The organism is Phocaeicola sp. HCN-6420 (genome assembly GCF_037890145.1).
Lineage (GTDB): Bacteria > Bacteroidota > Bacteroidia > Bacteroidales > Bacteroidaceae > Phocaeicola.
The window spans coordinates 16776-41908 of record NZ_JBBKBJ010000031.1; the positions used below are offsets into that span (position 1 = coordinate 16776).

The following is a 25133-nucleotide window of genomic DNA, read 5'->3' on the forward strand; positions in this document are numbered from 1 at the left end:
GCTGTTTGCAAAGATTCATCGATGAAAAATAAAATAACATTTACTTTTGTCTTTACCCTGCTGGTTGTGGCAGGACTACTGGCGTTGTATTATCTGCCGCCTGTCATGCTGAACGGAAGCCCTTTGCGTAAAGTCGATCTGCTGTCCGACCTGCGTCCCGATCCGGTTGTCGAAGAAGTTTCCGATTCCGATTCCATCGCTTTGCCGGTCGTGGTAAAGCCCGCGTTTGTAGACACTTGCAAGTCCGGAATGACCTGCATTGAAGATTATGCCGATTCACTGGGGCAGGGAATGGGCACATTCTACGAAGCCCTGGCAAGCAGCTCCTCACTGGGCCGTCCGGTCCGTATCGCCTATTTCGGCGACTCCTTTATCGAAGGCGATATCCTGACAGCCGATTTGCGTACCCTGTTCCAACAGAAGTTCGGAGGCAGGGGAGTAGGCTATGTGCCGGTCACCTCCCGTGTAGCCGGATTCCGTCCCACGGTAAAACATACCTTCGAAGGCTGGGAAAGTCATGCTGTAACCGATTCGGTAGGCTTCAAGCGTGCCTTCCAGGACATATCCAATCATTATTTCATTCCCCGCAGCGGAGCTACGGTCACCCTGAAAGGCGGAACCAACTATGCCGCCTGTCTGGATACCTGCGAAACCTCCTCCTTCTACTTCTTCTCGCCCGATTCCGTCATACTGTCGGCACAGATTAACGGAGGTGAAAGCACCGAATACGTATTCCCCGGCGACAGCACCGGCATGCAGGTTGCCCGGGTAGACGGAAGAATCGGCACGATCCGCTGGCGTGTACAGCAGGCCGGAAAGCATACCCGCTGCTTTGCCGCTACCATGGATTCGCGGGAAGGGGTGATACTCGACAACTTCAGTACCCGGGGCAGCAGCGGACAGCAGCTTGCCGGCATACCGGTTTCCATCCTGAAAGCCTACAATCGCCTGCGTACCTACGACCTGATTGTGTTACAGTACGGGTTGAATGTCGCGTCGGAAAAAGTCATGAACTATTCCTATTATACCGTCGAGATGGAGAAAGTCATTGCCCACCTGAAGGAAGCCTTCCCCGGAGCCGCCATTCTGATTGTCGGCATCGGCGACCGTGAGAGCAAGACCGAAACCGGAGAACTGCATACCATGCCCGGCGTAAAGAACCTTATCCGTTACCAGCAGGCACTTGCCGCCAAGACCCATGTCGCATTCTGGAACATGTACGAAGCCATGGGAGGCGAGGGCAGTATGGAAGAAATGGTCAACAGCAAGCCCGCCATGGCGAACTACGACTATACCCACATCAACTTCCGGGGCGGAAAACACCTGGCGAAGATTCTGTTCGATGCCCTGATGTACGGCAAGGAACAGTATGAGAAACGCAAGGCCTACGAAAATTAACGCACGATGAACCTAAAACAATTATTCATATCGATAGTCAGCCTGATCAGTCTGGTCACTGTGCCCGGCTATGCACAGGATGTCTTGCCGGACTGTCCTCAGCCCGACAAGCACTCATCGCCTGTCTATCCCAGCCGGGAGATGAAGCAACTGATGCGGTTTATACCGGTAGACAGTCCCATGCCTGCCACATTCCGCGGTACCGAAGCAAACGAACTGACCGATCCCGCCGGTTCCTTATATCCCTTTTGGGAGAAACTGAGCGTACTCGACCGTCCGCTGCGTATCGTACACATCGGCGATTCACATGTCCGGGGACATGTCTTTCCCTACATCATGCGCTGTTGTCTGGAAGACGATTTCGGCTCGAAAGCCGTCGAAAACATTCCCGTAACCTACCAGACCTCCGGCATCGCCCGTGAAACCGGTTCCAACGGCGTGATATACCACATTCTCGGCATAAACGGAGCCACCTGCCAGAGCTATTCCACCCCCGAGAACATCCGCCGGATTACCGAGCTTCACCCCGATCTGGTCATCCTGTCTTTCGGTACCAACGAAGCCCACGGGCGTCGCTACAATGCCGCCGAGCATACCGAAGCCATGAAACACCTGACGGATGCCCTGAAAGCAGCCTGCCCCGATGTCGTCTTTCTGATGACCACCCCTCCGGGAGCCTATGTGCGGAACGGCCGAAAAGGGAAGATCATTAACCCCCGCACCCCGCTGGTAGTAGAAAATGAACTCCGGTTTGCCCGTCAGTACGGCATTGCCGTATGGGATATGTACCATATCGTCGGCGGCAAGCAGCGTGCCTGCCTGAACTGGAGTGCGGCCAGAATGTACCAGCGCGATAAAATTCATTTTACTTACGAAGGATATAGATTACAAGGATTGTTATTACACGAAGCATTTATAAAAGCATACAATAATTATGTGGCAACTCGATTGGACTAAACTGGCAGACATACTAACCTACGACCCCCGTCAGCCGATGATATTCAGCAGCGGACTGTTCCTGTTCCTTTTCTTGGGATTCAGCCTGATATACGTACTGTTACAGAAACGTACCACGGCACGCCTGCTGTTCGTATCCGCCTTTTCCTACTATTTCTACTATAAGAGCAGCGGAGTATATTTCTTTCTGCTGGGCATTGTCACCGTGAGCGACTTTCTGCTGGCGGCCCGCATGGATCGTACCGAAACCCGCTGGAAGCGCAAGCTGCTGGTTGTAGTCAGCCTGTGCATCAACCTCGGACTGTTGTGTTACTTCAAGTATACCAATTTCTTCTACGAAATGCTCTGCCCCCTGTGGAACGGACATTACGAAGCCTTCGACATTTTCCTGCCCGTAGGTATTTCCTTTTTCACCTTCCAGTCGCTCAGTTATACCATCGATGTATACCGCCGCGACCTCAAGCCGCTCGACAACCTGCTCGACTACGTCTTCTATGTATCCTTCTTCCCCCAGTTGGTAGCAGGTCCCATTGTGCGTGCTCGCGATTTCATACCGCAGATCCGTCAGCCGCTGTTTGTTTCCGGCGAAATGTTCGGTCAGGGTGTATTCTTTATCGTGAGCGGTCTGTTCAAGAAAGCCGTTATCTCCGACTATATCAGCATCAATTTCGTAGAACGCATCTTCGACAATCCCAGCCTCTATTCCGGTCTTGAGAACCTTTTCGGCGTTTACGGATATGCCTTGCAGATATACTGCGACTTTTCGGGCTACAGCGATATGGCTATCGGCATCGCCTTGTTGCTGGGATTCCGTTTCCCCATCAACTTCAACTCTCCCTACAAGTCGGACAGCGTGACCGATTTCTGGCACCGCTGGCACATCTCCCTGTCCACCTGGCTGCGCGACTACCTCTATATCTCGCTGGGCGGCAACCGGAAAGGCAAGTTGCGTACCTACCTCAACCTGATACTCACCATGCTGCTGGGCGGGCTCTGGCACGGCGCTTCGTGGAATTTCATCGTATGGGGCGGACTGCACGGCGTAGCACTGGCCGTACACAAGTTCTTCCGCAGCCTGCTTCACCGTCCCAAGACCTACCGCAGTACCGGCTGGCGCCGCGTGTTCGCCGTAATCATCACCTTCCACTTCGTCTGCTTCTGCTGGATATTCTTCCGCAATACCGAGTTCGAAGGTTCGGTTTCCATGATCCGCCAGATATTCACCTCCTTCCATCCGGAACTGTTTACGCAGCTCGTCACCGGATACTGGAAAGTATTCGTCCTGATGGGCGTCGGCTACCTGCTTCACTGGTGTCCCGATTCCTGGCAGAACGCTTGCAGCCGGGGCATGACACGCCTGCCACTGGTCGGTCAGGCACTCATCCTGATAGCCCTCATCTTCCTGGTCATTCAGGTAAAGAGCAGCGACATCCAGCCGTTTATCTATTTCCAGTTCTGAAATAAAAAGAAAAAGTACCCGTTTTTGCCCTTCACGCCCTTCACATCCGGCTCTTTTGGCATGCTCAACGCATCATCGAAACCCGCTGTGTGAAGGGCGTGAATAGCAAATAAGCCTATTGAATGTCTGTTTATAACCCCAATTTCCTCGTAAACCACCGAAAACGTCTCGATGTTTTCTGAAAATTTGTACAAAAAATAAAATTATTTGTACAAATTTTTAAAAGAACTTATCGAGGTTTTCCCCGTTTTGTCCGCAGGTTTTCTTTCACATTTCCCTAACTTCTTGTCTATCTGACGTTTCCTGTCATATCCGGCCGTCGCATCCGGTTGTTACGAAATCTAAAACTGTCATTTTACGTTTCTAATTTGTGTAACTTGTTTGTTGAATATAAAAATTCAATGAATATGGCTAAGATTAGAATTAAATTACGTTTATCTACAGTTCCGGGCAAGTCCGGCACTGTATATTATCAGATTTCTCATAAAAAAGAAGTAAGGCAGATCACCACCAACATCCGTCTGCTGCCGGAAGAGTGGGATTCCTCCGCCGGGCGCATCTGCCAGTCCCTGTTTCCAGACCGTTTCCGTCTTTCCGCCGTCCAGCACCGCCTCGACCGCGAAGCGGAACAGCTCAGGCAGATTGTCCGTTCCCTGGAAATGTCCGGCGATGATTTCAGCACCCGCACCGTTGTTGAGATTTTTCAATCCTCCCGGAATGCCGTATCCATCCTTTCGTACGGCAGACTTCTGATAGCCCGCATGGCAGGCAACGGCAAGTTGGGCAGCGCCCGCAACCTGCGATGCACCCTTTCCAGTTTCGCGGAATTTCTGCACGGCAGAGATATAGCCTTCTCGATGCTCGACGAGGTCGTGGTGGGAGAGTATGCCGACTGGCTGTCCAAGCGTGGCATCACCTCCAATTCCTCCTCTTTCTATATGCGCAACCTGCGTTCGGTTTACAACCGTGCCGTCCGCGAGGAAGGCGTAGTCCAGACCTTTCCCTTCCGTCACGTCTATACCGGCATCGACAAGACCGCCAAGCGTTCGGTAGACGAAGACGTGATTATCCGTCTGAAGGAACTGGAGCTGAGCGATACACCCGGCCTGAGTCTGGCCCGCGACCTTTTCCTGTTCAGCTACTGCACCCGCGGCATGTCCTTTGTCGATATCGCTTACCTCCGCCGTAAAAACATCCACAACGGCTATATCTGCTACATCCGGAGAAAAACCGGCCATCCCCTGTCGGTACGTATCGAGCCTGAGGTTCAGGCCATTATCAACCGCTACCGGAATGTCACGGCAAATACCCCCTATCTTTTTCCGATTCTCCGTACAGAAGACAAAGCCTTATCGTACAAACAGTACCAGACCGGTTTGCGTTATTACAACAAACAACTGAAAAAGCTGGCATCCTTGCTGGGCGGAGATATCTTGCTCACCTCCTATACATCCCGCCATACCTGGGCAAGCACGGCACGCAAGCACAATGTCCCGGTAGCCGTCATCAGCGACGGCATGGGACACAGTTCTGAAAAAACAACTTTGATTTACCTGTCTTCCATCGATACTTCCGTCATCGACCGTGCGAATGCCGAGCTGGTTGCCGCACTAAGCAGAAGCGGTAAATAGGAATGGTCCATTTCTAAGTAAGAAAAGGTCTATATATTGAATAAAAAGAGAATTAGTTGGGTTTAATAGCTTGAAATACAAACAGTTGCGAGTGTTTCAAGGAGCTAATTCTTTAGCTTTTTAAGAAGAAACGTTATGATTATTGAGGGGGAAAATATGACAGCGACAGACAGTCCGGGCAGTGCCGTAGAGCAGAAATGCTGGTACGCCATGAGTGTTCCTTATAACCGGGTGCTGAAAGTAAAAAGCATGCTGGACGAAAAACAGATCGGCTGTTTTGTGCCCATGCGCTATGAAGTGCGTACCGTCAGAGGACGGAAGATGCGTTTATACGTTCCTGCCGTCAGCAACCTGATTTTTGTTCATACAACAGATACCTGTCTGAAATTGTTCAAGCAGACCACTACCTTTTTACAATATTTAGTTCGTAAGGTAGATGGCGTTTCCCAAAAAATCATTGTCCCCGATACGCAGATGGAACAGTTTATGCGGGTGTGCCGCACAAACGACGAACATTTGATTTACCTGAAACCGGAAGAAATCAACCTTTCGAAAGGTACTCGTGTCCGCATTCTCGGAGGCGCCTTCAATGGTGTGGAAGGTGTGTTCGTAAAAGTCAAGGGTAAGCGTAACCGGCGGGTGGTAGTGCTTATCGACCACGTATCCGCCATCGCCGTATCCGAAGTGTCGCCCGACCTGATAGAGATTATTAATACTTAATTGTTTCTAAATAAATGATTGCATTGTTTTTGGCAGGTAGTTTCCTGATAGCCCTGCTGCTGGGAGTTATAATGATTCCCAACATTCTGCTTGTCTCTTACCGAAAACGTTTGTTCGATTTACCCGATCCCCGGAAAGTGCACACCTGTCCGGTTCCCCGTTTGGGAGGGATCTCCTTCTTGCCGGCCATTGTCATTGCTGTAGCATTGATTATGGGATTCCGCATTCTGTTTCAAGTTCCTGTAGAAAATCTTCCGCTGTCGCGTACCCTGTACGAATTCCTGTTCTGGATAGTAGGTGCCATGATGCTGTACCTCATCGGCGTACAGGACGACCTGATCGGCGTAGGCTACCGCCGGAAGTTCCTGATTCAGATTCTGGCGGCTTTGCTGCTGGTGGTCTGCGGCGACTGGATCCGTTCGCTGGGCGGTCTGTTCGGCATCTACGATCTGCCCGCATGGCTCGGCATCCCCCTTACCATGTTCCTCATCGTATACATCACCAATGCCATCAACCTGATTGACGGCATCGACGGGCTGGCTTCCGGCCTGTGCTGTATCTCGCTTGCCATGCTTGCCTACATGCACATCTATGTCGGACAGTACATCTATGCCTTCCTGGCGTTGGCAACCCTCGGCATCCTGATGCCTTTCTGGTGTTACAATGTATTCGGTAATGCCCAGAAAGGCCATAAGCTGTTTATGGGCGATACCGGCAGCCTTACCCTGGGCTATATCCTCAGCTTCCTGGTGATTCACCTGAGCTTTGTCCATTTTGATGAAACCGCGCACACCAATCCGTCGCTGGTGATAGCCCTCACCACCCTGATTGTCCCCCTGTTCGATGTGGTACGTGTCGTGCTGCACCGCATCCGTCACGGGAAAAGTCCTTTCCTGCCGGACAAGAACCATTTCCACCACAAGCTGCTGCGCACCGGTCTGCGGGTACGCGGGGTGATGGCAACCATTCTCTTTATTGCACTGTTTTTCATCGCTTTGAATCTGTTACTGTTGTCTTACTGCAACGTTACCTACATCCTCATTATCGATATCGTACTGTGGATTGCGCTGCATCTCTATCTGAATGTGCTGATAGCCCGCAAGCGGAAAGCCAAGGAAATGCTGGCGGCACATCACAATGAAGTCGTTTAATTTATTCTTTTTATATCGTTGTTATGAAATTATCTTTCCGGTCTTTGTCGCTGCAGGCGGCATTCATCCTTTTTGCCGCCTGGGCAGCGGTATCGTGTTCAACTCCTTCGAAGGTCACTTATTTTCAGGATTTGCGTCCCGGAGAAAGCGAACAGAAGGTCATAGCGGCTACCGAAATCAAGGTTCGTCCCGGGGACAAGCTTTCTATTATTGTAAACAGCCGTGATCCCCAGTTAACACAGCTATTTAATTTGCCGTATGTCACTCAACAAATCGGACAGATGTCCGCATCTAAATCTTCCGGTTCTGTTTCAGGTACCGGTCAGGGGGTTTCCGGCTATACGGTAGATGAAGAGGGAATGATTGACTTTCCGGTTTTGGGCAAGATTGAAATAGCCGGCAAGAACCGGGAGGAAATCGCCTCCTTTATTAAGGGAGAGCTGTTGGCCAAGAACCTGGTAAAAGATCCGGTGGTAACCGTGGAATATATGAACCTCTGCATTTCCGTTTTGGGGGAAGTGGCAAAACCGGGGCGTTACAGCATCGACCGTGATAAGGTAACCTTGCTCGATGCCATCAGCATGGCGGGCGACCTGACCATCTACGGCAAGCGTGAAAAGGTATTGGTACTTCGTGAAGAAGAAGGAGTACAACATGTTTATGGCGTGGATCTCTGTTCGGCAGAATATCTGTATACCTCGCCGGTGTATTACCTGCGCCAGAACGATGTGGTATATGTGGAACCGAACAATGTCCGTGCCCGTCAGTCAACGGTGAACGGCAATAACGTGCGTTCTACTTCTTTTTGGTTGTCACTTGGTTCTTTCTTGACTACGATTGGGGTGCTTATTTTCAAATAATCAATAGAATTCTATAATATGATCATTCAACAAAATAATCGTCCGGTATCTAAAGTGGACGATTCTATTCGCATTCAGGACATTGGTTATCTATGTTTAGCTAAATGGTACTGGTTTGTTATCTCTCTGATAGTTTGTGTTGGCATTGCTGGACTTTATCTCTTAAAGACTCCTTCTGTATATACTCGCACAGCTTCGTTACTTATTAAGCAAGAGTCGAAAGGGCAGTCCCTTTCCGGTGATGTGGGATCCTCGTTTTCCGACCTGGGACTTTTCCAGTCCAATACCAATGTCAATAATGAAGTGGTTTCGCTGCAATCGCCTGCCGTGATGTACGACGTAGTGAAGCGCCTGCACCTGGATGTGGACTATTGTACGAAAGGTACCTTTTATCCACAGGTTCGTTACGGACAAAACCTGCCTCTGACGGTGACATTTGCCGGTCTGGCCGATAACGAAACCGCGGCACTGACCGTACAGGCAGTCCGTCCGCAGGGGGTAAAGCTGACTTCGTTCATGCATAACGGAGAAGAAGTAGACGGAGAGGTAGTCGGCGCGTTGAACGATACTTTGGTTACTCCGGTAGGTAAAGTCGTGATCCGTCCGGCTGCGGCTTATACTGCTTGGCAGAAAAATGCGGAACCTTTGTCGGTATCCCGTTCGGCTTTGAACTCAGCTGTAGCTCGATATACTAATGGGCTAAGTGTTGCATTACAGAGTGAGAAAACTACAATTGTGGACTTGACGTTCCGGGATGTCTGCATTCAGCGGGCGGAAGACATCTTGAATACGGTAATTGCCGTATACAATGAAAACTGGATCAAGGACAAGAACCAGATAGCGGTCAGCACTTCCATGTTTATCAACGACCGTCTGGGGGTAATCGAAAGCGAACTGGGGCATGTGGATGAAAACATTTCCACCTTCAAGAGCGAGAACCTGCTGCCCGATGTACAGGCGGCTTCCCAGCTTTACATGACGGAGAGTAGCCAGGCCAAATCGCAAATTCTGACCTTGAGTACCCAGCTTTCCATGGCTCGTTACATCCGCAATTACCTGACTACCGCATCCAGCCGCAACCAGTTGCTGCCCGCCAATTCCGGTCTGGAAAGTTCGAATATCGAAAGCCAGATAGCGGAATACAATAACTTGCAGCTCCAGCGCAACAACCTGGTGGCAAACAGTAGCGAGCGGAATCCGCTGGTAGTAGATATGGACGAGTCGCTGCGTGCCATGCGCCAGAGTATTGTATCATCTGTAGACAACCTGATTACTACCCTGAATACCCAGATTCACAGTTTGGAAAAGAGCAACCAGCAGGCTACGGAACATATTGCCGCCAATCCTTCGCAGGCCAAATACCTGCTGTCGGTAGAACGCCAGCAGAAGGTAAAGGAAGCGTTGTATCTCTTCCTGCTCCAGAAGCGTGAGGAAAACGAGCTTTCACAGGCGTTTACCGCCTACAATACCCGTATCATTACCCCGCCTACCGGTTCCATGACTCCGACTGCTCCGGTCAAGAAGAATATTTTGTTGATAGGTTTTGCCCTGGGCCTGTTGATTCCGCTGGTGATTGTCTTTTTGCAGGAAAGCATGAATACCAAGGTACGCGGCAGAAAAGATCTGGAAAATCTGTCCATCCCGTTTGTGGGCGAAATACCGTTGTACGGCAGGGTACGCCGTTCCGGACTTTTCCGCAAGAAAGTTACTCCCTCTACCGAAACGAAGATTGTCGTACAGGAAGGCAGCCGTGACGTGGTGAACGAAGCCTTCCGAGTGTTGCGCACCAACCTGGAGTTTGTATCAAGCGATAACGGAAAGGCACAGGTTATCCTGATGACCTCTTTCAATCCCGGCAGCGGCAAGACCTTCCTGACCGTGAATATCGCCGCTACGCTTGCCCTCAAGGGAAAACGGGTACTGGTAATCGATGGTGACCTCCGCCGCGGTTCTACCTCTGTTTATGTCGGTTCGCCGCACAGCGGATTGAGCAACTACCTTGCCGGCAAGATACAGCGTATCGAAGACGTCATTGTACCCGCTTCCGCGGCAGTCCGTTTCGATGTTCTGCCTATAGGTACCATTCCTCCCAATCCTACCGAACTACTGTCGGGCGAACGCCTGCAGGCGTTACTGGGCGAGCTTTGCACCCGTTACGACTATGTATTCATCGACTGTCCGCCGATTGAGCTGGTAGCCGATACCCATATCATCGAAAAATATGCCGACCGGACTATCTTCGTGGTACGTGCCGGACTGCTGGAACGCAGCATGCTGCCCGAACTGGAAAACCTCTATACCGGACAGAAGTTCAAGAACATGGCCGTACTGCTGAACGGCACAGAAGGTAGTGGTTCGTACCATTATGGTTATCGTTATGGTTATCATTACGGTTATGGTTCCGGTTATTACGGTAACGAAAAACAGAAATAGGAATGAGCTGGTGGTGGCCTTTTCAGCAAAAACAGACGCTGGCAGAAAGCGGAGTGTTGCGGGGAATGACCGATTATCATTCCCACCTCCTTTTCGGCGTAGACGACGGCGTACAGACTACCGAAGAATCCTTGGAAATTCTGCGGCTGTATGAACAGTTGGGAATCCGTGAAGTCTGGTTTACCCCACATATCATGGAAGACATACCCAATACCACAGCCGGTCTGCGCAGCCGCTTCGAACAGTTTCAGAAAAACTATACCGGCAATATCCGCCTGCATCTGGCAGCCGAATACATGCTCGATAACCTGTTCAAGGAACGGCTTGCCCACCGCGACCTGCTCCCCTTGGGTACAGAAGGCAACCACCTGCTGGTAGAAACCTCCTATTTCAATCCACCGGTGGGTTTGTATAATATGTTGGAAAGAATCAAGGCTGTTGGTTATTATCCTGTACTGGCTCATCCGGAACGATATGTCTATATGCACAAGTCCGATTATTACCAGTTGCAAGAAGGAAAAGTGAAATTTCAGTTAAATTTTCCTTCCTTATATGGACAATATGGAAAGGAAGTTCAGAAAAAAGCCCACTGGCTGTTACAATCAGGTATGTACAACTATACAGGTTTGGATGTGCATAGATTACAGACTTTTATAAATCTCTTAAAAAGCAATTTGCAGTTAAATAATGGCGCAAGAATCTCGTGTAAAAAAATCCTTACTTAATGCTCGTGTTAATCTGATCTTTTATTTTTTAACATTGGCTCTAAGTTTTTTTTCCCGTAAAATTTTCTTAGATTGTTTGGGAGCTGATTTTGTAGGGTTGACAGGAACTCTTCAGAACCTTTTGGGCTTTCTTAATTTAGCAGAATTGGGTATTGGTAGTGCAATTGGCTATGTACTTTATAAGCCCTTGTTCGATCACGATGAAACAAAAATCAACGAGATTATTTCTGTCTTTGGTTATTTGTATCGTTGGATTGGTTTCATCATCTTGGGAGTTGGTCTTGTTTTGGCTTGTTTTCTGCCATTAATATTTCCTGATACGAGATTTGATTTAGGTATCATTATTTTTGCCTACTTTTCTTTTTTAGCATCTTCACTCATCGGTTACTTTGCTAACTACAAGCAAACTCTATTAGGAGCAGACCAGAAGAATTACGTAGTCACTGCCTATTTTCAAACAGCTACCCTCATTAAGACGATTATACAAATGGCAAGTGCTTACTATACAGGTAGCTATTATCTTTGGGTTATCATCGAGTTGGTATTTGGTATCATTTATTCGTTTATTTTAAACTGGAAGATCAATCAAGTGTATCCGTGGTTAAAAAGTGAGATAAAGCAGGGGAAAATGTTATTCAAAAACTACCCTGAGGTGATGACTTATACAAAGCAGTTGTTTGTGCATCAAATTTCATCATTTTTTCAATATCAAACGACTCCTTTTTTCGTTTATACATTTGTATCTTTACAAATAGTAGCTTTTTATGGTAATTATACATTAATTGTAGACAAGCTTTGTCAGTTAATGAATACTGTATTGGGAAGTACATCGGCAGGTATTGGAAATTTAATAGCAGAAGGGAATAATGCTAAAATAGAAACTGTTTTTTGGGAAATAACTGGTATTAGATATTGGATAGCAGGTATTATTGCATTTATTATTTATAATACTTTAGATTTTTTTATTATTGAATGGATTGGTCATGAATATCTTTTGCCAAAGTCTATATTATTGCTTTTAACGTTGAAAATCTATATACAAATTTCGACAGGGGGTATTGGACAGTTCATTGCAGGATTTGGTCTATTTGCTGATGTTTGGTCTTCAATTCTTCAAATTATATTATTCGTAGGTATAGCTGTTATTGGAGGTAAATTTTGGGGATTACATGGTATTATACTGTCTTCTATTATTAGCATATTTGCTATTGTTGGTATTTGGAAACCTTATTATTTATATACAAAAGGTTTTAAAAAAAATGTATGGAAATATTGGAGTGTTTGGTTTAAATATAATATATTGACAATTTTATCATTCTTTATATCATATATAATTTTATCCAATATAAATCAATGGTTTAGTTTTACTAATATATTTCAATGGTTAATATATTCTATATGTGCTTTAATTATATATTCTATAATTAGTTTTTTTATATATTATGGCTGTATAAGAGAGTTTAACTACATACCACATCGTCTTATAAAACTCATTTTACGATGAAATATTCTTATAAAGAAATTTGTTACTATTTTAAATGCCGTTTCCCAGCAATAATTAAGGGTAGGTATATTAAGCATAATCTGATTAAGGTGCATTGGGGACGTGGCTTAAATAATTTTGGGGATTGTTTGCAGCCTGATATATTAAAATACTATGGTTTAACACCTGTATATGTTCCAAATCTTAATCAATCTGATATAATTTTAGCCGGAAGTATATTGCAGTGGGTCTCTAGTGATTATTCTGGATATATTATTGGAACTGGAGGAGATAATATGGAATACAATTTTCCTAATGCTACAGTTTTAGCTGTAAGAGGAAAATTGACATTATCTAATATACAGGGTGGGGCTGTATCAGAAATAAAGTTAGGTGATCCTGGGCTGCTGATGTCTTTAGTATATCCAGAAAAATTAGTCGTTCGATATAAATTAGGGATTATCCCTCATTTTGTTGATAAAGAAGGAGATATCATAAAAAAATGGAAAGAAAAATTTGGTGCAGAAGTACTTTTTATTGATGTGTTAAAATCGCCTAAGGAGGTTATTGAGAAGATAAAACAATGTGCTTCAATAATATCTTCCTCCTTACATGGCCTAATTATAGCTGACGCTTTTTACATTCCTAATATGAGGTTTATTGATAGAAAAACAATGCCAACTTCTTTTTATGATTATAAATTTGATGATTATTATTCTTCATTAGGTTGTTCAAGTAGTTATTTAGAAGTTAATGGTAATGAGACCTTATCTGATCTTATTAGTGTAACGAATTTGAAACCCATAAATAGAATAAAATCTTTACAGACTGATTTAAATCAAGTTATGCTGGAATGTACGAATAAATTTAAATTGAGATAGTTTAATGCAGATTCTTCAGATTGCCTCCGGTGATTTCTTCTCTACTTACGGTGGAGGACAAGTCTATGTGAAGAATATTGTGGATGAGATGATTCGTCGGCAATGTTCTTTACAGGTTATTTCTTTTCTTTCTAAAGAAAGTTATATTGAAAAGAAGAAATATAAATCAATTGATTTGTACGAGGTAGGTATAAAAGGTATAAAAGATTTGCGACAACTGATTGAACAAATAAAACCAGATATCATTCACGCTCATAGTCATAAGTCTGAGGTTGTAAGCATTGGAAAGAAACTAAGCATTCCGGTAGTAGTGACTGCTCATCATGGTGGTATCGTCTGTCCCGCTGGAACATTGCTTGATTTTAATGACCAAATTTGTACTCATCATGTTTCTCATAATAATTGCTTAGCTTGTTGTTTGCGGAATATTCGCAGTGGAAAATATTGGTATCCACTGATGAAATTGCTTCCTCAAAAACTTTATCAACAAATAGGGGAAGGGCTATCGAAACTACCTTTTTTCCCATTTGTCACTCCTATTGGACAAATAGCTTTGTTAATTGCACGCAAAGAGGAAGATTGGAAAATGATAGCTGGTGAATGTACCCGAATGATTGCTCCTTGTTATGCCATTTCTGAGGCTATGCAACGTAATGGTTTAGCTAAAGATAAAATTATTATATTACCTCATGGAATACCTTTGCCAACGTTTGTAGCACCTTTCCCTCCTATTATCGATGGAAGAATAAAGTTCTTTTATGTTGGTCGTATTTGCTATGTAAAAGGAATACATGTGTTATTAAAAGCATTCTCATTGGTAAATAATCCACATATTGAATTACATTTAATAGGTGGAGCCGGAAATAAAACAGAACGAAGGTATGAAGGTTTATTGAAAAAAAAATATGCTGCCGATTTACGTATTATATGGCATGGCAAAATTCATCCAGAACAGGTTTTTCAAACCATTCAAAGTTTTCATATATTAATTCATCCAACTATTTGTTTGGAAATTTTTGGATTAAATATTGCTGAATCATTAGCTATGAATAAACCTGTATTGGCTACTCGATGTGGGGGAGCGGAAATGCAGATTGAAGAAGGAGTCAATGGGTGGTTGGTGGAACCTAATAATGTAGAGGAACTTGCTGAACGTATACGAAAAATATCGGAACATTTTCTCCATACTAAATCTAACTTTTTTTGTGATAAGGTTATACCTATTCAACTACATTGTAAATCATTAATTAAGCTATATGAAGAAATTACTCATTGATGTAAATTCTATTGTTCCTTACTACGTTTTTGGTAAGGTAAATGGTATTGGACGCACTACATTGGAATTGATTCAAGCATTGGCAAAAATAGACAATTTACCTTTTGAAGTTATTCTTTACTCCCAAAATATGAAAGGAATAGGTGGACGTAATACAGGACTACCATTTAAAAATTGTCATGTTTATTTGCCGCATCGAGAAAAGATAGATAAGTTATTAGCTAAATTTCCTTTAAGAGAATATTTGACGAGATATGATTTGATGCATATACCACATAATTTTGAATATGTACATTGCCCGGAAAAATGTATCGTGACAATTCATGATGCTATGTTTTTTTCTTATCCAGAACAGTTTTTAAATCATGATTTTGCGAAAGAAAATTATCCTAAGTTAGCACGAAAAGCAAGAGCTATTATTACTTGTAGTGAAAATTCAAAGAAAGAAATCATAGAATACATGCAAATTCCAAGGGAAAAAATATTTGTATGCTATTGGGGGATTAATCACCAATTATTTTCCCCGAAATCGAAATCTTCTAATAAATATACGGGAAGTAATCCATATTTTCTGTCTGTTTCTTGTGATATTGGTCGCAAAAATACAATATCAGTACTCAAGGCATATGAACAATTGTTGAAACAAGCACCATATCATCATTTAGTTTTAGTTTGGAGAAATCCTCCAATAGAAATTCAGGAAAAGTATATATCTTCTCAATTTAATAATAAAATTCATTTTGTTTCTAATATAACAGATGAAGAATTAAGTCAATTGTATGCTTCTGCTACGGCTATGTTTTTTCCAAGCAAATACGAGGGCTTTGGATTACCAATAGCAGAATCAATGGCTTGCGGAACTCCAGTCATAACTTGCGATAACAGTTCTTTAAGAGAAGTAGGAGGAGATGCGGCTATATACGTAGAACCGGAAGATATTGACTCAATGACTCAAATAATGGCTCAATTTGAAAACAAAGAGTTAGATATTGAATCGTTAAAAAGAAATTCTATTTTACAGGCTTCTAAATTTACTTGGGAAACTTGTGCTCACAAAACAATTGAAGTATATCGGAAATGCTTAGATTTATAAAAGATATTATTAGGCAAACTAGAGTAACAATTATAAACTGCCTGCTTTATCGATTTTCTCAATTACAGCTTGAAAACAAGGTATTGATTGTAGCTCCCCATCCTGATGATGAAGTTTTGGGTTGTTCCGGTTTTATACAACGAATGATTGATAATGGAAAACAAGTGCATGTAGTGATTCTATCTGGAGGAGGAAAGAGCCATCAAGGCTGTTGCCACATTGATGAATCCACATTAATCGACTCCCGGCGGAATTTATCTCGGAAGGCTGCAAAGATTTTGAATCTTCCACTTGACCAACTGCATTTTTTAGATTATTCAGATGGTAGTATTTCATTCAATGACACTGAAACTCAACGCCTACAGATATTGATTGAAGAACTTTCGCCAAACGCTATTTTTGTTCCCCACAAAGGTGAAGGATGGAGCGACCATATTGAAGCTGGAAAAATAGTAAGAGAAATTATACGAATACAATCAATTCCGGTTCAGTTGTACGAGTATTGTGTTTGGTTTTGGTATTACAATGTATGGAACATTGATTGGAAAAATGCTTTCATACTTAAAATGAATCAGAAAGAACACTTGGTAAAATTAAAAGCCATTGACGCTTATGTGAAACCGCTTGCTCCTTGTGGAAAGCCATGGAGTGGAGTACTTCCAAATTTAGTTGTGAAAGCAAATCAATGGAACTGTGAACTCTATTTTAAAATTGACTAATGAATACCTCACTACACATAGCTATTGTTATTGGTGATTCTACGCATAACACTTTAAGTGCTGTTCGCAGTTTAGGTGAAGCAGGAATAGAACAATACTTAATCTTAAAATGTGAAGAAGATACTTGTTTTGTAGCCAAAAGTAAATATTTAAAAAAAAATCGGGTGCAATACATCCAATCAATCGATGAATGCTTTTCTGTTTTAGAAAAGATGAAAGAGATGGAAGGTATAAAGACAATTATTTGCACATTTGATGAAGCGGCTGTTTTTATTGACAGCCTAGAGAAAGAGCTTGCTCCTTATTTCCGAACTCCCGCTAAAGGGAAAACTATAGGCTCTTTATTCAACAAAGATGAGCAATGCAAGTTGGCTATACAATGCGGGTTAACTGTTCCCCGTTCGCAAATTTTTCATCGGACAGATAAAATTGATTCTATCTGTATTGATTATCCAATTCTTCTTAAACCTTTGTATAGTACTCAAGGAGAAAAGAGTGATATTCATATTTGCTATGTATTTCAGGATTTAAAATCTGCTTTAAAAGAGGAAAGTCATTGCAAGGATTTTATTCTTCAGGAGTTTATTAACAAAGAATATGAGTTGGATTGTATCGGAGTTCGTACTGAAAAAGGAGTATTTCTATCCGGTGCCGTACGGAAAATTAGGCATTATCCTTATTTGATAGGCGCCGGAGCTTACGGATTGTTTCTACCATTGAAAGAGCTGAATATCGATATCCCCGGTTTGGAACGCTTTTTTGAACATGCAGGATATTATGGCCCTTTTAGTGTGGAATTTTTACATAAAGATAACAAAAACTATTTTATGGAAGTAAATTTTCGGAATGAAGGTTTAGCGTATGCGTCAACTGCAGCAGGCGCTAATCTTCATGCTTTTTATGTAAATCCAGATTATACTATTGATTGGCAACATATACGAAGAACGTATATGATGAATTACTCTATTGATTTTTTATATGTAAAGAACGGAGACGTTTCATTGAGGTTATGGTTAAAAGACTTCATGAGAACCCGCTGTTTTATTAATTTCAATTGGCGAGATCCTATGCCGACTGTCTGTTATTATTTACATAAAATAAAAAAACGTTTTCAGCGATGAAAGTATTGGTTTGCATTCCTTGTCTGATGACAGGAGGTACAGAAATACAGACCCTCAATTTAGTACGGGCTTTGGTTACAGGTGGACACAAAGTTCTCACTGTTTGCTATTTTGAATACGCTTCAGAGATGGTTTCTAGGTTTCAACAAGTCGGTAGTGAAGTAATTTGTTTGAGTAAAGACGGATCACGCATCGGAGGTTGGAAAGGAATTATTTTCCTCTATAAAGGGCTTCGCAAGATATTGAAACAATACCGACCAGAAGTGGCGCATGTACAGTACATGGCCCCTGGTGCGATTCCAATTCTACTTTTACGTCTGTTAGGTATACCTAAAATCATAGCGACAGCACATACGCCTGCCGACATTTACTCAAGCCTGCGATTAGTACATTTTGTTCAGCGACATTGCGTACGGGCTTTTACTTGTATTACGGAATTAGCAGAACGTTCGTTCTTTGGAACTTCCCAATTATATACAGAACAGGCCCAACTGAAAAAGCGGAATCACTTTACAATATATAATGCCCTGCCTGCGGGTATTTCTATATCTAAGCAAGCAAAAAAATATAACCAACCATTAACAATCGGAGTAGTCAGTCGTTTGGAAACAATCAAAGGAATGGATTTGGTAGTACCTGCTTTTGCTCAGGTAAAAGCAAGTCATACAGAAATGAAATTGTTGGTAGTCGGTGATGGAAGTCTGCGTAAACTGATGGACGAACAGGTTTACGAAGCAAAATTGGAAGAAGCAGTCGAGTTTACGGGACAGCAACCACAGGAGAAGTTATCAAACTACTATGATCGTATAGACATCTTGTTAATGCCCTCGCGTAGTGAAGGTTTCGGACTTACGGCCATTGAAGGAATGGCACGCGGCTGTGTCGTTGTCGCGTCTCGTGTAGGTGGTTTACCTGAAGTTGTACGGGATAGAGAAGTTGGATTATTACATGTACCAGAACAAATAGGAGATTTAGCTGACAAAATCAACGAGTTGGTAGAACACCCTTTACTTTGGAAGCAATATTCAATAAAAGCTACAACCTATGTACAACGATTTAGTTTAGCTCAATATATAAAATTGTTTAATAATCTATATAATAAAATATGACCTTCCTGCTTAATTTGCTTTTTACTATGTGGTTTGTTTATTATAGTTTTAGAATCTATAATAGACAGAACCTTTTATGTATACAAAATCCATGTGAAAATGAGCCATATCCTATAAATAGAAATTTACATTTCCTTTTGTTCAGTGTCGCTACTGCAATGCTTTTTTTAGGATCTTTTTCTTTAGTGAAATATGCTTTTAGTATTATTTTGCTATTGTTCATAGCCTTGACTTCTTTTCAATTGAAGTTTGAAAAGATTGTTTGTGTATATATGGCATTCTTTTTATGGTGCTGCTTTTCGCTACTAAATTCTATAGATAAAGTGCAAGGCATCATGATGTTGATAAAGTATTCGCTTCCTCTACTGTATTTATGGCTTGGTTATAATGCTATTAATAACAAAGAGGACTTTCTTCTTTTATTGAAAAAAACTAATTTAATTATGGTAATATATGCACTTTTTATAGGAGGATTTGCTTCTATAATATTACCTTTTGTATATAATGCATTACTATATAAAAGCGGTGGGCTATTTATTGCATATGCTTCATTAGCAGATTTTTTTTCAGCATTATTTGTAATTCCTCTTACTTTATATATTATTTATAGAAAGAAAATATATTTACTTTCTGCAACATGGATTCTATTATCGACTATTTTAGAAACTGTTAGAACAGGATTGGGAGGCATAGCTCTTGCTACATCATCTTTTATTCTTGTTATATATAAGCTAAAAGCTATTCCGTATATTTTAATATTTGTTATTCTTTCTATTGCAACAATATATTTAGTACCAAGTTTTAAGGAGAAGATGTTTATCAATGATAGAGAGTCTACACAAGTATATAAGAATGGAACATTGGATTTAGATAATATACAGTCAAATGGTCGTGAGGTGATCTGGAAAACTAATTTGGCAAAATTTTATAAACCTAATCCTATTATAGGTTCAGGTTTGGGAAATTCTGTGCAATACACAAAAGACAATTTTATTGTGAAATTAATTCATAGCGATTACGTACAAATATTATGTGATACAGGGTTGATTGGCATTGTTTTATTTGGCTTATTTTTTTTTGTTACAGTTTTAAAAATAGGCTATTGTACTGTATTCTTTAAAGATGATTTTATATTATTATCAGGTGCTATGGCTTTAGGAAGTTGTTTGGGTACGTTTTTTTCTATGGCTTTTGATAATGTAGTTTCATATTCACAACAGGCTTTCATATTTCCATTCGTTTTCATAGGAATATTCTTGAAAGCAGTAGATTTGTATAAATTAGAATTAATAAATATTCATAGATGTTGATTTCAATTGTTATTCCTTTATATAATAAAGAACAAAGTATTACTTCAACACTACAAACCGTATTGAAACAAACTTTTCAAGATTTTGAAATTATCATTGTGGATGACGGATCAACAGATCATAGTGTAGAAGAAGTTAATAAAGTAGTAGATCCTCGCATCCGTCTAATTCAACAACCTAATGCTGGTGTATCGTCTGCACGCAATCGTGGAATTGAGGAAGCAAAAGGAGAATATATTGCATTTTTGGATGCTGATGATGAATGGAAACCGGAATATTTAGAAACTCAATATAATCTTACACAACAATATTTGGATTGTAGTGTATTTGCTTGTAATTACGAATTCAGGGATATCCAAGGGAATGTGCGATCTACCATTATTCGAAAACTACCTTTTACAAGAGAATATGGTGTCCTTTCCAATTATTTTGAAGTGGCCAGTTGTTCACATCCTCCTTTGTGGACGTCTGCTGTTATGGTGAAGAAGGATGCTATACAATCTGTTGGAGGATTTCCTGTCGGCATTAAATCAGGGGAAGATTTATTGACATGGGCACGATTGGCTTGTAGATATATTATAGCGTTTGCAAGGACGTCGCATGTAATTTATAATTTGGGTGAGGGATATAATAAGAAGAATCTTCCTCCAAGAAGACAGGATAAGGGAGATCCAGTAGGTAAGGAGTTAGTGAATATATATAAAAAATATCCAAAAACCCTTGGATTAAAAACTTATATTTCACATTGGCATAAAATGAGAGCTTCTGTTGCTGTCAGATACAATGAAAGAAGAGAAACCATTTATGAGGTTTTCCTATCGTTGCGATATAATATTTTGAATATCAAAGTTATGCCTTTTTTAGTATTGGCACTACTTCCTCAAAAAATGAGATATATGATAATCTCACACTATTAAAATATATGAGACGACTTTTATTTTATATTTTTATAAACATGTCATTTATCTCTCGGTTGATAAATGACAAATGGTATATGTATTTTATTGTTAAAGCGCATAAATCACAAGGAGTACATTTTATAGGCACTCCAGAATACATTCAAAAAGATGCATATTTAGATCCATCTGGTGGATTAACTATTTATCAAGGAGTCGTGATTTCTACTAGAGTAATTGTTTTAACTCACGATTGGTCTTTTTTAAAAAGGCCTAATAATCAGAGTACAGTAGAATATGCTTTTAAATCTGTTAGTATAGAAGAAAATTCTTTTATTGGAGCTGGCGCTATAATATTACCGGGAACAAGGATTGGGAAACATTGTATTATAGGTGCAGGAGCTGTTATAAAAGGAGTCATTGAAGATTATTCTATATTAATAGGCAATCCTGCAAAAAAAATAGGTGACACAAGGAAGAGTGGTAAATAGTTGGAAAATATTAATAGGGCTTGAACTAAATATATGAAAATTCTTCTCGTCCATAACGATTATGGAAAATACTCCGGTGAAGAAGCCGTTGTTGATCGAATGGCTGCAATGTGGACTTCTCACGGACATGAAGTTGTACAATTACGTCAGTCAACAGCTGGAAGCCGTGAGAATTTGATAGGTAAGATACATGGATTCTGTGCAGGGCTATATTGTCCGAGTGGTGTAAAAGCTATGCGAGAAGTATTGCAACGGGAGAAACCAGACGTAGTGAATGTGCATAATCTTTATCCTTTTATTAGTCCGGCAGCATTATTTGAGTGTAAGAAGGCAGGAATACCGGTGGTAATGACAGTTCATAATTTCCGATTAATTTGTCCTACTGGATTATTTATGCGAGATGGAAGACCTTGCGAATTGTGCTTACAGAAAGGGAATGAGTGGGGATGTGTACGTTATAATTGTGAACATTCATTATTGAAGTCTGTTGGTTATGCTGCTCGAAATGCTGTAGCACGATTGACCGGTTCTTACAGAGATCGTGTAGACAAATTTGCTTGTATTACAGATTTCCAACGGAAGAAATTGATACAAGCTGGATTTTCTACTGATAAATTTGAAGTAATTCCTAATGCGATAGACGCACCGGGTAGCTATGAACCGATAAATGGAAAATATGTAGCATATTGCGGGCGGTTGAGCCGAGAAAAAGGAGTGGATATAATTATAGAAGTAGCCCGACGGCATCCTGAAATAGAGTTTCGTTTAGCTGGAGCTTTACGTGATAAAAATCAGTTTGGTATGTTACCTGGAAATGTGTTATTAGTAGGATATATCAGTGGCAATAAACTGGCTGAGTTTTATAAGAATGCTGCTTTTTGTGTAATGGCAAGTCGCTGGTATGAAGGTTTTCCTATGTCTATTCTGGAGGCTGCTCAATATGGAAAGCCAACCGTCGGACCAGATCATGGAGGATTTACGGAAATCATTGGAAAGGGAGAAAAGGCTATTGGAAAACTTTTTATACCGAATGATGTTGTAGACTTGGAGAGACAAATTACTGCACTTTGGGAACATCCGGAAGCTGTAGAAAAATTGGGAGAAAAGGCTTTTCGAAAACTACAGCAAGAATATTCTTCGGAAATAGTGTATAAAAAATGGCTGGAACTAATGACTGGATTATTAAATAAAGATGATATTATATTGAAGTGATAGTTGTCAAGGAAAGTGAGTTCCTAATAATAATTTATTAATATGCAAACTTATTTCAATATTAGATATGAATTTGACCGCAGTGCTGTATGGCAATGTATTGACCAACAGCTAAAGAAGGAAAGGGCGGACTATATTTGTGTAGCAGATGGCGTAATTTTGAATATTGCTAACCGGGATGCGGAATACCTGAAAGTGGTGAATGGCGGAATGTTCGCCATTTGTGACAGTAGCTATGTTCCTTTGTATTTGAAGTGGATATATGGAAAGCGATATGAACAGTATTGTGGAAGCCAGATTTTTATGGATATCGTGAAGTGTCGTAAGTATCGTATGATATTTATGGGAACTTCGCAGGCTATATTGGACGGGTTGCAAGCTAATTTGATGAAGGTAAACCCTGATGTTGCTAATATGCAGTTTATAGAGTTGCCTTTTCGAAGAGTAGAAGATTTCGACTATAAGGAGATAGCTGAAGTTATAGAAGAGGATAAGGCGGATATTATTTGGGTGGCTTTAGGTGCTCCTAAACAGGAGATTTTTATGAGTAAGCTGAAGCCTTACTTAAAGCATGGAGTGATGATAGCGGTTGGAGCTGCTTTTAAGTTTTATAGTGGCATTGATGTGAAGCGAGCACCAGAATGGATGGTAAAGAATCATTTAGAGTTTGTTTACCGGATATTTTGTGAACCCAAAAAGCAATTGAAGCGATGTGGATGGATTGTCATTACATTGCCTATGCTGCTTATTAGTGAGTGGAGAAGAAAGAAAAAACATAATAATAGGTGAGGTTTTGAGAAGCCTTTATCCTATTGAATGTTGATGTGATTGGATTTTAAATAGGATTAAAAGGTGGGTGAGAACTTTAGGAAGTCGGGCGGATTGATAGTTATGTCTGGAATTCTTGATGTCGATTGGAAGCAAAAGACAGCTTATTGTCCGACTTTTCTAAATGTAGATGTTTCAACTGGAGTTTAGATTACCTTGAAGAGCAGTGTTCTCTATATGAACATGTTAAAATTAAATACAAGCATTATGCAAACCCACGTAGTCATCATGGCAGGCGGCATAGGAAGCCGCTTCTGGCCCATGAGCACCCCACAATACCCCAAACAGTTCATCGACGTAATGGGGGTAGGAAAATCGCTTATACAACTTACGGTACAGCGTCTGAAAGAGATCTGCCCGATGGAAAACTTCTGGGTGGTGACATCGGAAAAGTATGTAGACATCGTAAAGGAGCAGCTTCCGCAGGTGCCGGAGCAGCATATCCTGGCGGAACCGGAGGCGAGGAATACGGCACCGTGCATCGCGTATGCGTGCTGGAAGATCCGCAAGGAGTTTCCGCAGGCGAACATCGTGGTGACTCCCTCGGATGCGCTGGTGATTGACACAACGGAATATGCCCGCTGTATCCGGCTGGCTCTGGAGAAGACGGCAAACTCCAACGCCATTGTGACCTTGGGTATGAGGCCTACCCGACCGGAAACGGGCTACGGGTACATAGCGGCTCAGGGTGAAGCCGACGAAAAGGGTATCTGCAAGGTGGAGGCGTTCAAGGAGAAACCGGACGTGGAAACGGCGAAGAAGTATCTGGCAGCGGGAAATTATTTCTGGAACGCGGGGATATTTGTGTGGAACGTGGAAACAATTACGAATGCCATCCGTACGTTCGTGCCGCAGATCGCCGGAGTGATGGACGAGCTGGAGCCTGCCTTGTTTACCGACAGGGAAGCGGAGGAGCTGAAACGCCTCTTCCCTACCTGCGAGAAGATTTCCATCGACTATGCGGTGATGGAGAAGGCGAAAGATATCTATGTGCTTTCGGCGGAGTTCGGATGGAGTGACCTGGGTAGCTGGGGCTCGCTGCACACGCTGTTGCCGCAGGACAAGAACGGCAACGCGACGGTGGGCGACAGCAAGGTGGACTTGTATAATTGTCACAACTGTATGGTGCATGTGGCGGAAAGCAGACAGGTAGTGCTGGAAGGACTGGAGAACTACATCGTGGCGGAAAAGGACGGCCGTCTGCTGGTGTGCCGCCTGAGCGAGGAACAGAGCATCAAGGACTTTTCGGCGGGGAAGTAATTGGATTGCCTGAAATGGAATTCTATATGGAAATCGCCACGGTACACGCCATGCGGAATATCGTGGCGATTTTTTAATACAAAAATTCATTAACAACATGGCATTCCCAATGCAGGAAAG

Annotated in this window: 22 protein-coding genes; all 22 read left to right on the forward strand. The window is 42.2% G+C overall.

What is annotated here, in order from left to right; translation table 11 throughout:
* The first annotated feature begins 21 nt into the window (after window positions 1-21).
* The 22 genes from WKT12_RS13880 to WKT12_RS13985 all read left to right on the forward strand — a co-directional run bounded on the left by WKT12_RS13880 (window position 22) and on the right by WKT12_RS13985 (window position 25013).
* On the forward strand, window positions 22-1398 hold the full coding sequence (locus WKT12_RS13880) for a hypothetical protein (protein ID WP_340320053.1): 1377 nt from the start codon (window positions 22-24) through the stop codon (window positions 1396-1398).
* 6 nt (window positions 1399-1404) lie between these two features.
* The gene (locus WKT12_RS13885) at window positions 1405-2355 is read left to right on the forward strand and encodes a GDSL-type esterase/lipase family protein (RefSeq protein ID WP_340320054.1); all 951 of its coding nucleotides are present in this window, start codon (window positions 1405-1407) and stop codon (window positions 2353-2355) included.
* Window positions 2333-3814 (forward strand): MBOAT family O-acyltransferase, encoded by a 1482-nt coding sequence (locus WKT12_RS13890; RefSeq protein ID WP_340320055.1) that lies wholly within the window; start codon window positions 2333-2335, stop codon window positions 3812-3814. Before WKT12_RS13885 ends, WKT12_RS13890 begins: the two co-directional genes overlap by 23 nt.
* A 407-nt stretch (window positions 3815-4221) precedes the next feature.
* Window positions 4222-5445 carry a site-specific integrase gene (locus WKT12_RS13895; RefSeq protein ID WP_340320074.1) on the forward strand — a complete coding sequence of 408 codons (1224 nt, stop codon included), beginning with the start codon at window positions 4222-4224 and terminating at the stop codon, window positions 5443-5445.
* Window positions 5446-5601: 156 nt separating this feature from the next.
* Window positions 5602-6165 (forward strand): UpxY family transcription antiterminator, encoded by a 564-nt coding sequence (locus WKT12_RS13900; RefSeq protein ID WP_340320056.1) that lies wholly within the window; start codon window positions 5602-5604, stop codon window positions 6163-6165.
* Window positions 6166-6179: 14 nt separating this feature from the next.
* Window positions 6180-7316 (forward strand): MraY family glycosyltransferase, encoded by a 1137-nt coding sequence (locus WKT12_RS13905; RefSeq protein WP_340320057.1) that lies wholly within the window; start codon window positions 6180-6182, stop codon window positions 7314-7316.
* A 23-nt stretch (window positions 7317-7339) separates the two neighbouring features.
* Window positions 7340-8176, forward strand: a complete 837-nt coding sequence (locus WKT12_RS13910; RefSeq protein WP_340320058.1) for a polysaccharide biosynthesis/export family protein — start codon at window positions 7340-7342, stop codon at window positions 8174-8176.
* A gap of 18 nt (window positions 8177-8194) precedes the next feature.
* On the forward strand, window positions 8195-10609 hold the full coding sequence (locus WKT12_RS13915) for a GumC family protein (protein ID WP_340320059.1): 2415 nt from the start codon (window positions 8195-8197) through the stop codon (window positions 10607-10609).
* A 2-nt stretch (window positions 10610-10611) separates the two neighbouring features.
* Window positions 10612-11334 (forward strand): tyrosine-protein phosphatase, encoded by a 723-nt coding sequence (locus WKT12_RS13920; protein WP_340320060.1) that lies wholly within the window; start codon window positions 10612-10614, stop codon window positions 11332-11334.
* A complete protein-coding gene (locus tag WKT12_RS13925) occupies window positions 11297-12838 on the forward strand; it encodes a lipopolysaccharide biosynthesis protein (RefSeq protein WP_340320061.1) in 1542 nt (513 codons plus the stop codon). Before WKT12_RS13920 ends, WKT12_RS13925 begins: the two co-directional genes overlap by 38 nt.
* Window positions 12835-13698, forward strand: coding sequence for a polysaccharide pyruvyl transferase family protein (locus WKT12_RS13930; protein WP_340320062.1), 864 nt, complete (start codon window positions 12835-12837; stop codon window positions 13696-13698). The genes WKT12_RS13925 and WKT12_RS13930 overlap by 4 nt, the downstream gene beginning before the upstream one ends.
* A 4-nt stretch (window positions 13699-13702) precedes the next feature.
* Complete coding sequence (locus WKT12_RS13935) at window positions 13703-14974, forward strand: glycosyltransferase family 4 protein (RefSeq protein ID WP_340320063.1); 1272 nt, start codon at window positions 13703-13705, stop codon at window positions 14972-14974.
* The gene (locus tag WKT12_RS13940) at window positions 14955-16067 is read left to right on the forward strand and encodes a glycosyltransferase family 4 protein (protein ID WP_340320064.1); all 1113 of its coding nucleotides are present in this window, start codon (window positions 14955-14957) and stop codon (window positions 16065-16067) included. The genes WKT12_RS13935 and WKT12_RS13940 overlap by 20 nt, the downstream gene beginning before the upstream one ends.
* A complete protein-coding gene (locus WKT12_RS13945; RefSeq protein ID WP_340320065.1) occupies window positions 16052-16786 on the forward strand; it encodes a PIG-L deacetylase family protein in 735 nt (244 codons plus the stop codon). Before WKT12_RS13940 ends, WKT12_RS13945 begins: the two co-directional genes overlap by 16 nt.
* Window positions 16786-17907, forward strand: coding sequence for a hypothetical protein (locus WKT12_RS13950; protein ID WP_340320066.1), 1122 nt, complete (start codon window positions 16786-16788; stop codon window positions 17905-17907). The genes WKT12_RS13945 and WKT12_RS13950 overlap by 1 nt, the downstream gene beginning before the upstream one ends.
* The gene (locus tag WKT12_RS13955; RefSeq protein ID WP_340320067.1) at window positions 17904-19016 is read left to right on the forward strand and encodes a glycosyltransferase family 4 protein; all 1113 of its coding nucleotides are present in this window, start codon (window positions 17904-17906) and stop codon (window positions 19014-19016) included. The genes WKT12_RS13950 and WKT12_RS13955 overlap by 4 nt, the downstream gene beginning before the upstream one ends.
* A gap of 272 nt (window positions 19017-19288) precedes the next feature.
* Entirely contained in the window at window positions 19289-20326 is a 1038-nt protein-coding gene (locus tag WKT12_RS13960) for an O-antigen ligase family protein (protein ID WP_340320068.1), read from the forward strand.
* Window positions 20320-21243 (forward strand): glycosyltransferase family 2 protein, encoded by a 924-nt coding sequence (locus tag WKT12_RS13965; RefSeq protein ID WP_340320069.1) that lies wholly within the window; start codon window positions 20320-20322, stop codon window positions 21241-21243. The genes WKT12_RS13960 and WKT12_RS13965 overlap by 7 nt, the downstream gene beginning before the upstream one ends.
* A 5-nt stretch (window positions 21244-21248) precedes the next feature.
* Complete coding sequence (locus WKT12_RS13970) at window positions 21249-21713, forward strand: acyltransferase (protein ID WP_340320070.1); 465 nt, start codon at window positions 21249-21251, stop codon at window positions 21711-21713.
* A gap of 33 nt (window positions 21714-21746) precedes the next feature.
* A complete protein-coding gene (locus WKT12_RS13975) occupies window positions 21747-22925 on the forward strand; it encodes a glycosyltransferase family 4 protein (protein WP_340320071.1) in 1179 nt (392 codons plus the stop codon).
* A 42-nt stretch (window positions 22926-22967) separates the two neighbouring features.
* Window positions 22968-23714: a WecB/TagA/CpsF family glycosyltransferase gene (locus WKT12_RS13980; protein WP_340320072.1), complete on the forward strand. Its 747-nt coding sequence runs from the start codon at window positions 22968-22970 to the stop codon at window positions 23712-23714.
* Window positions 23715-23960: 246 nt separating this feature from the next.
* Window positions 23961-25013 carry a mannose-1-phosphate guanylyltransferase gene (locus tag WKT12_RS13985; RefSeq protein ID WP_340320073.1) on the forward strand — a complete coding sequence of 351 codons (1053 nt, stop codon included), beginning with the start codon at window positions 23961-23963 and terminating at the stop codon, window positions 25011-25013.
* The last annotated feature ends 120 nt before the right edge of the window (window positions 25014-25133 follow it).